The organism is Rubricoccus marinus, from assembly GCF_002257665.1.
Classification (GTDB): Bacteria; Bacteroidota; Rhodothermia; order Rhodothermales; family Rubricoccaceae; genus Rubricoccus; species Rubricoccus marinus.
The window spans coordinates 2,833,077-2,845,547 of sequence record NZ_MQWB01000001.1; the positions used below are offsets into that span (position 1 = coordinate 2,833,077).

At 70.0% G+C, this 12,471-nt stretch carries 10 protein-coding genes; 8 read left to right on the forward strand and 2 right to left on the reverse strand.

Annotation, left to right across the window (positions count from 1 at the left end; genetic code table 11):
* Positions 1–178 precede the first annotated feature (178 nt).
* From BSZ36_RS11905 to BSZ36_RS11940, 8 genes are all read left to right on the forward strand, one after another.
* Complete coding sequence (locus BSZ36_RS11905) at positions 179–1,048, forward strand: dimethylarginine dimethylaminohydrolase family protein (protein ID WP_218827655.1); 870 nt, start codon at positions 179–181, stop codon at positions 1,046–1,048.
* Positions 1,042–1,845, forward strand: coding sequence for a TIGR04283 family arsenosugar biosynthesis glycosyltransferase (locus tag BSZ36_RS11910; protein WP_094549229.1), 804 nt, complete (start codon positions 1,042–1,044; stop codon positions 1,843–1,845). The genes BSZ36_RS11905 and BSZ36_RS11910 overlap by 7 nt, the downstream gene beginning before the upstream one ends.
* A 158-nt stretch (positions 1,846–2,003) precedes the next feature.
* Positions 2,004–3,962, forward strand: a complete 1,959-nt coding sequence (locus tag BSZ36_RS11915; RefSeq protein ID WP_094549230.1) for a TonB family protein — start codon at positions 2,004–2,006, stop codon at positions 3,960–3,962.
* Between the two features lie 227 nt (positions 3,963–4,189).
* Positions 4,190–4,621, forward strand: a complete 432-nt coding sequence (locus BSZ36_RS11920) for a hypothetical protein (protein WP_094549231.1) — start codon at positions 4,190–4,192, stop codon at positions 4,619–4,621.
* Positions 4,622–4,739: 118 nt separating this feature from the next.
* Entirely contained in the window at positions 4,740–5,939 is a 1,200-nt protein-coding gene (locus BSZ36_RS11925) for a 3-oxoacyl-[acyl-carrier-protein] synthase III C-terminal domain-containing protein (RefSeq protein ID WP_143536883.1), read from the forward strand.
* Between the two features lie 54 nt (positions 5,940–5,993).
* Positions 5,994–6,731 carry a bifunctional 2-polyprenyl-6-hydroxyphenol methylase/3-demethylubiquinol 3-O-methyltransferase UbiG gene (gene ubiG, locus BSZ36_RS11930; protein ID WP_094549233.1) on the forward strand — a complete coding sequence of 246 codons (738 nt, stop codon included), beginning with the start codon at positions 5,994–5,996 and terminating at the stop codon, positions 6,729–6,731.
* Positions 6,732–6,940: 209 nt separating this feature from the next.
* Positions 6,941–7,870, forward strand: coding sequence for a malate dehydrogenase (gene mdh / locus BSZ36_RS11935; protein ID WP_094549234.1), 930 nt, complete (start codon positions 6,941–6,943; stop codon positions 7,868–7,870).
* A gap of 213 nt (positions 7,871–8,083) precedes the next feature.
* A complete protein-coding gene (locus BSZ36_RS11940; RefSeq protein WP_094549236.1) occupies positions 8,084–10,288 on the forward strand; it encodes an APC family permease in 2,205 nt (734 codons plus the stop codon).
* Positions 10,289–10,425: 137 nt separating this feature from the next.
* Here BSZ36_RS11940 and BSZ36_RS19455 read toward each other — a convergent pair whose 3' ends face one another.
* Together BSZ36_RS19455 and serA are read right to left on the reverse strand one after the other, a co-directional pair.
* The gene (locus tag BSZ36_RS19455; RefSeq protein ID WP_094549238.1) at positions 10,426–11,163 is read right to left on the reverse strand and encodes a hypothetical protein; all 738 of its coding nucleotides are present in this window, start codon (positions 11,161–11,163) and stop codon (positions 10,426–10,428) included.
* 157 nt (positions 11,164–11,320) lie between these two features.
* Positions 11,321–12,471, reverse strand: a 1,151-nt coding sequence (gene serA / locus BSZ36_RS11950) for a phosphoglycerate dehydrogenase (RefSeq protein ID WP_094549240.1), incomplete at its 5' end; no start/stop codon positions are given.

Below are 12,471 nucleotides of genomic sequence, written 5' to 3' on the forward strand. Positions count from 1 at the left end.
CCTCCCCGCCTCTGGCGCGTGGCGTATGGTGCCTCCGTGCGCTCCGAGGCGGAGCCCCCGCCAGAGGCCTCTGGCGAAGGCCAGGTCCGGCACGGCGCTACCTTCGCGGCGATCCACCACGCTTTGCCCCTGGCGCGCCCACCGCGCTGCCGCCAGAGGCCCCACACCCCGCCTGTCTGTGACCGACGTCCCGCTCGACGCCCTGCCTGCCATCCCGCGCCCCGGCCGCGTGCTCCTCACCACGCCCGAGCACTTCGAGGTCGCCTACGTGATCAACCCGCACATGGCGGGCAACATCGGCGACGTGGACCAGACGCGGGCACGTACGCAGTGGGAGGCGCTGCGCGACGTGTACGAGCGTCTCGGCGTGGAAGTGAGCACGCTGGAGGGCGCCAGCGGCCTGCCGGATATGGTGTTCTGCGCCAACCAGACGCTGCCCTACCTCACGCCCGGCGGCGAGCGCGGCGCCGTTCTCAGCCGCATGCACGCACCGCAGCGCAAGGCCGAGGTGGACCACTACGCCGAGTTCTTCCAGGCGCAGGGCTACGAAACGCACGGCCTGGACCCGGACCTGCCCGGCGACTTCGAGGGCATGGGCGACGCGATCTGGCACCCCGGCCGCTACCTCCTCTGGGGTGGCTACGGCTACCGCACGGACCGCGCCGTCTACGAGCGCCTGAGCGACAAGATGGGCTTCCCCGTCGTGCCTCTGGCGCTGACCGACCCCGAGTTCTACCACCTCGACACGTGCTTCTGCCCGCTGGACGAGGACACGGTCCTGATCTACCCCGGCGCGTTCCAGGAGGACGGCCTGGAGGAGATCCGCTCACGCTTTGTCCGCGTGCTGGAAGCGCCAGAGGACGAGTCCCGCGAGCTGTTCGCGTGCAACGCGCACTCCCCGGACGGCCAGCACGTCATCATCCAGCAGGGCTGCACGGTTACGAACGGCCTCTTGCGCGAGGCGGGCTACGAGGTGATCGAGTTGGACACGAGCGAGTACCTGAAGTCGGGCGGGTCCGTCTTCTGCATGAAGGTGATGTTTTGGTAGGAACGGGTACGAGGCACGAGGCACGGGGGACGTCTCCTGCGCTCACTCCTGAGCGTACCCCGCATCCCGTCGTCCCCTGTACCGTATCTGTCGTCATCCCCGCGCTGAACGAGGCCGAGGGCATCGGCGCGACACTCGTGAGCGTCGCGCGCCAGCGGCCGCCCTTCGAGGTCCTCGTCGCCGACGGCGGCTCCACCGACGGCACGCCAGAGGCCGTCGCCCGCGCGATGCCCGAGGCGCGCGTGCTGCGGACCGGCCGGGGACGCGCGGCGCAGATGAACGCCGGAGCCGCCGAGGCCTCTGGCGAGATCCTCCTCTTTCTCCACGCCGACACGCACTTGCCCGAGGGCGCGCTCGACGCCGCGCGCGAAGCGCTCCAGGCAGACGGCGTGGCAGGCGGATGCTTTATGACGCGGTTCGCCGGTCCGGGCGCAGAGAGCGGCTGGATGCGCCTCTGGGAGTCCCCGCTGTGGATGCGCTGGTGGCGCTTCGCCTTTGGTGACCGCGCGCCGTTCTGCACGCGCGAGACCTTCCGCGCCATCGGCGGCTTCCGCGCACAGCCGCTCTTCGAAGACCTCGACTTCGTGCGAGACCTCCGCGCGAGAGGCCGCTGGGTGTTCCTGCCTCTGGCGGTCCAGACCTCGGCGCGGCGCTACGGCGAGCGCGGCGCGCTCGTGCAGCAGCTCCGCAACTTCAGCCTGTGGACGGCCTGGAACGCGGGCGTCTCCCCGGAGCGCCTCGCGCGCTTCTACCCCACACACCGGCCGGCCTCGCCAGAGGCCTCCGGCGAGGGGTAAGGCTGCGTCAAGGCTGCGCAGCGGGCCGTTTGTGTTCCGGGAGCGCTCGCCATACCGTAGCAGGGCCTGCGCGGACGGGCGCTTGTCAGCGCGCCAGCGGCGCCCTTCCCTTCCCCCGTTTCTCCATGAGGACTCGTATCTCCCGACCCGCTTTGCTCATGGCTGGCCTCTCGGCCTGCCTGCTCGCCTCTGGCGCGAGCGCGCAGACGGGGTTCACCCTTGAGGACCCCGTTCTCACCGCCGACGGGGATCTCGTTGCCGTCGAAGGCGCGCCGCTACGTCAGGAGGTATTCGGCCGACTCCTGCTCTCCATCCCGGGCGAAGGCACGTTTATCGTCGGCGACGCGCCGTTCGAGAGCGCGCAAATCGCGGGTGAGTTCGAGGGGCGTCTGCTCGTCTTCGCCATCAACGGCGTCAGCGTTCGCCTGCGGGGGCGCCGCCCGATCCTCGGCGGCACGCGCCGCGACGCGTACGTGCTCGTCGGCCCTGCCGCGACCGAGAGCGGCGCTGCCAGCGTCTCGCTGCTGGACCTCACCCCGCCTCTGGCGACCGAGCGCCCGCGCCCTCCGTCCGATACCGCCGACCTCCGCGAGGAGCGCGCCCAACTCCGCGCCGACCTCGCGCGCCTCACGACCGAACGGGACCTGCAAGCCGACCAGATCGCTCGCCTCGAAGCGCAGGTGGAACGCCTGGACAGCGCCCTCGCCACCGCTCGGACCGAGAGCGCCGATGCCGCAGCCGAGGGCGACGCCGCCAGAGGCGAGATCGCCGCTCTCCGCGAAGCGGCCGACCGAGCCACCACTCGCGCTGAGGCGGCAGAGGCTGCACGCGACGCCGCGCTCGAAGCCGCCGAGGCCTTGCGCACCGCGCCCAACCCCAACGCCGGCGAACTGGCCCGCTTGCGCCGCGAGACCGACCGGCTGGGCGTCCTCCTCGCCGAAGCGACCGCCGAGCGCGACCGACTCGCCCGCGCTTCCGCAGACCTCACCGCCGCTCAGACCCAACTGGACGAGGCGCAAGCCGCTGCCGCCTCTGGCGACGCGCGCATCGCCGCGCTCGAAGCCGACCTCGCCGACGCGCGAGAGGCCCTTGCTCAAACGCAGGCCGACCTGGCTGCCGCGCGCGAGTCCGGGCGCGCCGCCGTAGGGCTGCAGGAAGAGGTAGAGGCCGTGCAGCGCGCGGCGGCCTCGGCCGAGAGCAGACTGGCGGCCTCGGAGGCGCTCCGCCTGGACCTGGAATCCCGCGCCGATAGCCTGGGCGCCGAGACCGAACGCTTGCGCGCCGAGAGGGACGCGCTCCGCACCGAGCGCCAGGCCGCCGCCCAGGCCTCTGGCGCCGAAGCCCGAGAGGCTGTAGAGCAGGCCCGAGCCGAGACTGCCCGCGTTAACGCCGAGCGCGAACGCCTCCAGACCGAACTCGCGCAGGCGCAGGCCAGCCTGCAGCAGGCTACGGTGGGCGCTGCTTCCCAGGACTCGCTCTCGGCTCAAGCCGCGGCTGCGCGAGAGGCTCACCGCCGCACCCAGGAGCAAGCCGACCGCTTGCAAGCCCGCCTCGATTCCGTCCTCACAGACCAGGCTGCCCTTCAGGCCGAGCGCGACGCGCTTCTCGCCGCCAGAGGCAACGCGCAAGCAACGCAGGACGACAGCGCGCTACGGGCCGCCCGCGCTGACGCCGACGCCCTCCGCGCCGAGCGCGACCGGCTTCAGACCGAGGTTCTCGCCCTCCGCGAGGCCGTCCGCCAGAGGCCCGCCGCGCCGCCTCTGGCGTCCGGATCAGACACGCGCGACACTCCCGGCGCCCGCCCTGCAACGGGCGCCGTTTCCCTCCCTGGGTTCGACTTCGACCGGCTCACCAACGCCGACGAGGTGCGCGCGGCGCTCGCCGCGGTGACGTACCCGCCTCTGGCGGCCCAGAACGGCGTCGCGGGAGAAGCCCTCGTCCTGTTCCAGACCGACGATACCGGCGCGGTTATCCGCACCGCCGTTGCCCGCCCGTTGGGCAGCGGGCTCGATGCCGTTGCCGAAGCGCTCGTGCGCGGGATGCGCTTCGTGCCCCCCACCGTGGACGGCCTGCCGACCGGCCTCCGCTCGCAGATCCTAATCCGTTTCGAGGTCTGAGCCGTCCACCGGAGGCATCGCGTGACAGCGCGGCGTTCCGTCGTCTCGGTGCCTAGCGCGAGGTCGCTTCGCGGGCTCTCGCGTCCCATCCGTAGCGAAGCGCGTGCGCCTCTGGCGCCAGAGGCGGACAATCTGAGGGTCACGCCAGTCGGGAGCAGTTTCTCGGGTGAGCCGCACGCATAGGCCGCCCGAACGCGTTACCCTGCGAGAGCCCCCCACGCCCCGTTATGCTCCGGTCCCTGATTCTCGTGCCCGCCCTGCTGATCCTCGCCACTGGCGGATGCAGTGGCTCCACTGCTGGGAGCGCGCCAGAGGTCCGCGCCTCGGCAACCGGCGAGCCGTTCGTGCTCGCACAGGGCGAATCGGTAGAGGTCGCGGGCCACGCGCTCCGGTTCCTCGACGTCGTAGAAGACAGCCGCTGCCCCGAAGGGGTGACGTGCGTGTGGGAGGGACGAGCAAAAGTCCGCCTCTCGGCTTCCACTCCCCAAGGGCTTTCCGCGACGCAGGTTCTGACCTTGCCGTACGCCGCGATGACCGACGAGGACTCGGCGGTCTGGGACGTCGGCGGGGTCGTCGTCGAGCTACTCGACGTGCTCCCGATGAGTGGGCCCGACGACCCGCGCGAGGTGGAGCTCCGCGTGACCGCATCGGCCGAGTAAAACGCCTACCTCTGGCGCCAGAGGCGGCCGGAGGATTTTTCGCCCGCGCCGCTGGCGCGCCCTTCGCGGTGGAACTCAGGCGGTAATGCGGGTTAGGACGGCACCCTCCTCCGCGCACATGTCTCCGCTCGCCTACCTCATCCCCACGTCCCTCCCCATCGGGTGGACGATCCCCCAGACGGACGGCGTGGCGTGGATGAAGGCCGCGCTTGAGCGCAGCAGCGTTTCAGGACCCGAGGCCACGCGCGCCCGCCGCCTCTACGATCTGCTCGGGCGTCAGTCCACGATCGAGAGCCGCGCGACGGCCCTGGAGGACTACACGCATCAGGAGTGGGAGCGCATGGATCTCTTCGCCGAACAGAGCTCCGGCGATGGCGCGCCGCCAGAGGCGGATGGCGGGGCCTCTGGCGCCCGCTCGTGGGCGCACCCAACCTTGGAGGCGCGCATGGACGTGTTCGCACAGACGGCGATCAGCGTGGCGCGAGAGGCCTTCGACGACGCCGAGGCGCCGGACTTTATCGCGCAGGTGAGCTGCACCGGCTACGACAGCCCGACGGCCGTGCAGCGCATCGCGCTGGAACGTGGGTGGCACAACGCCCGCTTGCTCCACATCGGCCACATGGGCTGCTACGCCGCCGTCCCCGCCCTCATGACCGCCGCCGACGCCGTGGCGGCGCTCGCCGCCCGCCGCGTTCCCGCCTCTGGCGAAGCCGACGCGGCGCCAGAGGCCGACGCGCACGCGGCCGTCTACCTCGTCGAGATGTGCACGCTGCACCACCGCGTAGAAGCGACAGCGCCCGAAGCGGTCGTGCAGCAGTGCCTGTTCGCAGATGGCGCGGCGCGCCTGGACGTGCACGCCGCCCGGCCCGATGGCCGCTCGTTCGCACTCCTGGGCCACCGCGAGACGCTGGTCCCGGACTCGCTGAACGAGATGACGTGGGGCCTCGCCGACGGCGCCTTTGCGATGACGCTCTCGCGGCGCGTCCCCGAGTTCATCAAGGCTGGCGTCGGCGACGCCGTTGACGCGTTCCTGTCGGAGCACGGCCTGGCCGTGGACGACATTGACATCGCGGCAATCCACCCGGGAGGCCCGCGTGTGATCGAGGTGACTGCTGACGCGCTCGGCTTTTCCGAACGCCAGACGCGCCACAGCACCGCCGTTCTCCACGCCAGAGGCAACATGTCCTCCACGACGCTGCCGCACATCTGGGAGCGCATCCTCGGCGACGCCGAGGTGGCCTCTGGCGCGCTCGTGCTCTCGCTCGCCTTCGGCCCGGGCCTCACCATCGCCGCCAACCTGCTCCGCGTCGAAGGCTAGCTTCGGCGCGAGAGGTTTTACGAGCACACGGCTGAACGCCGACCGCATTCAGTCATGCCCGAGATCAACAACGCCTTTTACGACGACCTCGGTGAGGCGTGGTTCGAGGGCGATGACCATCCCATCGCGCTGCTCCGCGTCGAGAGCCGGGTCAAGATCGAGTACGTGCTCGACGTGCTGCGCCAGAGGCAGATTGGGCTCGGCGCGGAGATCCTGGATGTCGCCTGCGGCGCCGGGCTCGTCTCGCTGCCTCTTGCGGAGGCGGGCTACTCCGTACAGGGCATCGACATCTCCCCGGGCTCCATCGCCGAAGCGCGGCGCCGCACGCCGGAGGGCCTGGACGCCCGGTTCGCCGTTGGCGACGCCTACGCGCTGGATGTCCCGGACGAGAGCGTGGATGCCGTCCTCCTGCTCGACATGCTGGAGCACGTGGAGCGCCCCGCCGACGCCATCGCGGAAGCCTCGCGCGTGGTGCGCCCGGGAGGAGCCGTGTTCTTCCACACGTTCAACAAAACGCCTCTGGCGTGGGCCCTCGCCGTCCACGGGTTCAAGGTGGTCTCGCCGCGCGGCCCCGAGCACATCCACGTCTACCGCCTGTTCATCCCGCCCGCAGACCTGCGCACGATGCATGCCGACGCGGGACTGGAGGTGCAAGAAGTGAAGGGCGTTCACCCCGTCCCGGACCGCGCCTTTTGGCGCTCGGTCCGCCAGAGGCGCGTGGACCCCGCCTTCGCGTTCAAGATCGGCGGCCCGCCGTGGATCGGCTACCTGGGCTACGCGGTCAAGCGGTAGCTGGGGACTGGGGACTGGGGACTGGGGACTGGGGACTGGGGACTGAATCAAGCTGGCCGGAGCCTCTGGCGCCAGAGGCTAGGGCGTTCCGGTGTAGCGGCGCGGTGCTCTGCGATCTCTTTTCGCCTCTTCTCCGTTCCTCCGCGCGAACCGCTTCCAGGGCTCCCGGTTAACCTCTGGCAGCTTTTCCCTCCCCCTTCCCGAGAAACATGAAAGTCACAGTCGTAGGAGCAGGCAACGTCGGCGCCACCGTCGCCGAGTGCGTCGCCCGCATGGACATCGTCCAGAACATCGCCCTTATTGACATCAACGCGGGCGTCGCCCAGGGCAAGGCCCTGGACTTGATGGAGTCCGCGCCGATCCACGGCTTCGACACCGTGATCGAGGGCGGCGACGACTACTCCATCACGGCGGACTCCGACGTGACGGTCATCACCGCAGGCCTCCCCCGCAAGCCGGGCATGAGCCGCGACGACCTCCTGAAGGTCAACTCGGACATCGTCAGCAGCGTCACGCAGCAGGTCGCGAAGCACTCGCCAAACACGATCATCATCGTCGTCAGCAACCCGCTCGACGTGATGACCTACGTGGCGTACATGGAGAGCGGCTTCCCGAGCGAGCGCGTGATGGGTATGGCCGGCGTGCTGGACACCGCCCGCTACCGCGCCTTCCTCAAGATGGAGACCGGCGCGTCCGTCCGCGACATCAACGCGATGCTCCTCGGCGGCCACGGCGACTCCATGACGCCGCTCCCCCGCTTCACGACCATCGGCTCCCAGCCGGTCACCGACCTCATCTCCGAGTCCCGTCTCGATGAGATCATCGAGCGCACCAAGAAGGGCGGCGGCGAGATCGTCAAGCTCATGGGCACGAGTGCGTGGTACGCGCCGGGCGCCGGAGCCGCGGAGATGGTCGAGGCCATCATCAAGGACTCCAACCGCATCCTCCCCGCCGCGGCGTGGGTCACGGGCCAGTACGGCTTGGAGGACATGTTCATCGGCGTCCCCGTCCGCCTCGGCAAGGGCGGCGTGAAGGAGGTCGTCGAGCTCGACCTCAACGACAAGGAGAAGGCCGACATGAAGGCCTCTGGCGACCACGTCCGCGAGGTCATCGGCGCTTATAAGAACCTGAGCGCGTAGCGCCCCCGCCAGAGGCCCGCGCGATGGGCCTCTGGCGCGACGTGTGCTCTGGCCCCGCGCCAAAAGTCCGGGCGGCTCTCTTCGGAGGGCCGCCCGTTTTTCGTCCGTCTCTGGCGCCAGAGGCGGCACGCGCCAGCGCCAGAGGCGCGGCGGCATAGAAGGCGCGCGACGGTGCGACGGTGTGGGTACACTCCGCCGCCCCTCCCCTTCCCCATGGCTGCTTCCGACTCCGGCTTCACGCCCGCCGCGGGCCGCTTCGGCACCTTCGCGGGCGTGTTCACGCCCAACGTGCTCACCATCCTCGGCATCATCCTCTTCCTGAGGACCGGCTGGGTGGTGGGGCAGGCGGGGCTGGGCGGCGCGCTGATCATCATCCTGCTCGCCAACGCGATCTCGCTTTTGACGGGGCTCTCGCTCTCGTCCATCGCGACGAGCATGAACGTCAAGGCGGGCGGCAACTACTTCCTCATCTCGCGGAGTCTGGGGCTGGAGATCGGCGGCGCGATCGGGATCCCGCTGTACCTCTCGCAGGCGATCTCCGTCGCGTTCTACATCATCGGCTTCGTGGAGGCGATGAGCGTGATCCCGTTCATGGCGGGGCTGGACCCGCAGATCCTCGCCTCTGGCGTGGTCCTGATGTTCGTGGTGATCGCGTACGTGGGGGCGGACTTCGCGCTCAAGATCCAGTACGGGATCCTGGCGGTCCTCATCGCGGCGCTGGTCTCGTTCTTCGCCGGGGGGTGGGGCGAGACGATCGCGCCGACGATGAGCGACAGCTACACCGAAGGCGTCTCGTTCTGGATCGTGTTCGCCGTCTTCTTCCCGGCCGTGACTGGTATCGAGGTCGGCATCTCGCTCTCGGGCGATCTGAAGGATCCATCGAAGAGCATCCCGCTGGGCACCATCGTGTCCATCTTGGTCACGGCGGTGATCTACGTGGCGGCGGCGGTCTGGTTTGCGACGCACCTCTCGCCCCAGGAGTTGATCGGCAATACGGCGGCGATGAGCGAGATCTCGGCGGTGCCAATTCTGATTCTCGCGGGCGTAGCGGCGAGCACTCTATCGTCGGCGCTAGGCAGCGTGCTGGCGGCGCCGCGGACGTTGCAGGCGGTCTCCAAGGACCGCGTGGTTCCCCGGTGGATGGCCTCGCAGATGGGCAGCGCCACCGAGCCCCGCGCGGCGGTTCTGCTGACCGGCGCCGTGGCCGTGGCGGTGATCTGGGCGGGCGACCTCGACGTGGTCGCGCCCATCATCACGATGTTCTTCCTGAACACCTACGGGATGGTGAACCTCGTCGCGGCCATCGAGAAAGCCGTCGGCAACCCCAGCTTCCGGCCGACCTTCTCGGTTCCGGTGATCGTCCCCGCGCTCGGCGGGCTCGGCTGTTACGGCGCGATGTTCCTCATCAACGCGCCCGCAACGGTTGCGGCGATTGTGGTCACGTACGGCATCTACTTCGCGTTGCGGCGGCGCGCGCTCGCCGGGACGTGGGGCGACGTGCGCAGTGGGGTCTGGACGAGCCTCGCGCGCTTCGCGCTGCTCAAGCTGGAGCGTGGCGGCGGCGCGGGCGACTCCCGCAACTGGCGCCCCAACCTGATGGTGTTCACCGGCCAGCCGCACAACCGCGAATCGCTCGTCGCGCTGAGCACGTGGCTCAGCCTCGGCCGCGGCATCGTCTCGTTCTCGCAGCTCATCACGGGCAACGTGGAGGACCCCAACAAGCCCCGCCTGCGCGAGACGGCGCAGGAGCGCATCCGCACCTACATCCGCGACCGTGGCATGAACGCCTTTGCCGAGGCGCAGATCGTGCCCGACTTCGCCTCTGGCGCCGTCGCGGTCAGCCAGGCGCACGGGATCGGACGGCTGGAGGCCAACACGGTCATGATGGGCTGGAGCGGGACGCCAGGCGGGCGCGGGCTCCTCTTGCGCGTGCTGCGCGACCTTGCCGACCTCCACAAGTCCGTCCTGTTCCTCCACGTGGACGAGGAGCAAGGCTTCGGGGAGCACTCCACGATCGACGTGTGGTGGGGCGGCCGCGGCGGCAACGGCGACCTCATGCTGATCCTCGCGCACCTCATCGACCTCCACCGCGATTGGAACGGCGCCACGATCCGCGTGCTCCGCATGGTAGGCCGCGAGGAAGCCATCGCGCCCGTCCGCGAGGAGACCGAGCGGCGCCTGGAGGCCGTCCGCGTGGACGCCGAGGTCCGCGTGTTCCTCCGCAACGACCGGGACTTTGTGGACATCCTCCGCGAGGAGAGCCGCGAAACCGACCTCACCATTCTCGGCATGCAGCGTCCCGACGCCTCTGGCGCCGAGGCCTACGGCGAGGGCCTCCAGGAGTTGGTCGACGCCGCTGGGACCACATTGCTCGTGCACAACGGCGAGCCGCAAGAGGCCTCCTTGGAGGTGGAGTAGCCTCTGGCCGGGACGACAGGAGGGATACGGGATGGGAGAGGCATGGAGGGATGTGGGAACGCCTCTGGCGCCAGAGGCCACGGCCTCGCCGTAGAAGACGCCCCTATCCCTCTCTTATCCCGCATCCCTCTTCGCCGCTACCCCTCGCTGCCGACCTCGACGAGCTTCCACTCGCCAGAGGCCACGCGCGCGACCGTTCCAAAGACGACCACGTCGTACGTCTCGCCTTCCATCTCGTAGGTGATGGTCGTGCGGAAGGTGCTGCCCGCCGCGCCGTGCGTGAGGCGGTCCACGGCGAGGTAGGCGTCTTTGACCTCCTCTTGCGTCACGACGGCCGTGATCACGTCTTGGACGGGCTCGCTGCTGCGGGCGAAGGTGCGGTCGCCCACGCGGATCGTCTGAGCCAGGCCGGCCTCAATGGCGGCGCGGTCCTGGCGCTTGACGGCAGCCTGGAAACGGGTCCAGAACGTGTCGGCGCCAGAGGTGTCGGCGGGCTTCGGCGCGGGCGGCGCCGTCATCGGCGGGCGCTCGGGGAGCGGCATGGACGTAACGGGCGGCGTCGCGGGCCGTGAGGCGGGAGCGGGCGCCGCGGGGCGGGCCGGGGCCTCTGGCGCCGGAGTGACCACTGGCGCAGACGGCTCGCGTCCAACCGCCGGGGCGGAGTCCTCGGGCGTTTCCATGACCTCGGGGCCTGTAACGAGCGGATCCGCCGGTGCCTCTGGCGCAGAGTCGCGAGATGAAGAACCGGCCTCAGAGGAGGCTAGAGGCGCGTTTACGGCCTCTGGCGCGTCGCCACACCCGGTGACGACGGCTCCCATGAGGAGCGCCAGGGCGAGGGAGCGGGCGGGAGTCGGGAGCAGAGTAGAAAGACGCATGGCATCTGGGAGTAGACCTGTACCCCATGTCTTTCAAACCCTACGCCAGAGACTCCGGGCGGTGCAGAGGATCATCTGACACCGGACCGACGGGGCGCCAGAGGCCCGAGAAGCCTCTGGCGCAACGAATCAGCCGGCGCCCCTCATCCCTCAAACCTCAAAACAGCACGCGCGTGCGGATCGTGCCGGGCACCTCGCGCAGGGACTCCAGCAGCGCCTCGGCGGCGTCGGTCCCGTCGTCGTCCACGTCCGTGACCACGTAGCCGACGGGGCCGCGCGTCTGGAGGTACTGACCCACGACGTTGGCGCCAGAGGCCCCGAGCGCGCCGTTGATGGCGCTCAGCACGCCGGGCTGGTTGGCGTGAATGTGCAGAAAACGGTGGCAGCACGGGTGCTCCGGCAGCGAGACCTCGGGGAGGTTGACCGAGGACTCGGTCGAGCCGTTGTCGGAGTAGCGCACGAGTTTGCCCGCCACCTCGCGCCCGATGTTGGCCTGCGCCTCTTCCGTGCTGCCGCCAACGTGTGGCGTGAGCAGCGCGCGGTCGATGCCTTGGAGCGGGCTCGTGAACGCCTCCTCTTTCGACTTCGGCTCTTTGGGAAACACGTCCACGGCCGCGCCGCGGAGATGCCCCGAACGCAGCGCCGCTGCAAGCGCGTCCAGGTCCACGACGGTTCCGCGAGAGGCGTTGAGAAGGACCGCGCCGGGTTTCATCTGCGCCAGCTCCGCCGCGCCGATCATGTCGCGCGTTTGCGGCGTGTCCGGCACGTGCAGCGTGACCACGTCCGCCTCCGCCAAGAGCGCCTCCAGGCTGCCCAAGCCTCTGGCGTTGCCGAGCGGGAGCTTTGCCGCCGCGTCGTAGAACACGACGCGCATCCCGACCGCCTCGGCGAGGACCGAGAGCTGCGCCCCGATGTTGCCGTACCCGACCACGCCGAGCGTTTTGCCCCGCGCCTCGTTCGCGCCAGAGGCGCTTTTGGCCCACGTGCCGCGGTGCGCGAGCGCGTTCTTCTCCGGCACGCCGCGCAAGAGGAGGATGGCCTCGGCGAGCACGAGTTCGGCGACCGAGCGGGTGTTGGAATACGGCGCGTTGAACACGACGATCCCGTTCTCCGCCGCCGCGTCCAGCGCCACCTGATCCGTTCCGATGCAGAAGCAGCCGACTCCGACGAGCTTCTCCGCCTGGGCCAGCACCTCTGGCGTGACCTGCGTGCGCGAACGGATGCCGAGAAAGTGCACGCCCTCCAGCGCCGCCGCCAGTTCCTCGCCCTGCACCGCGCTGGAGCGGCGTTCCACCTGCGTGTAGCCCG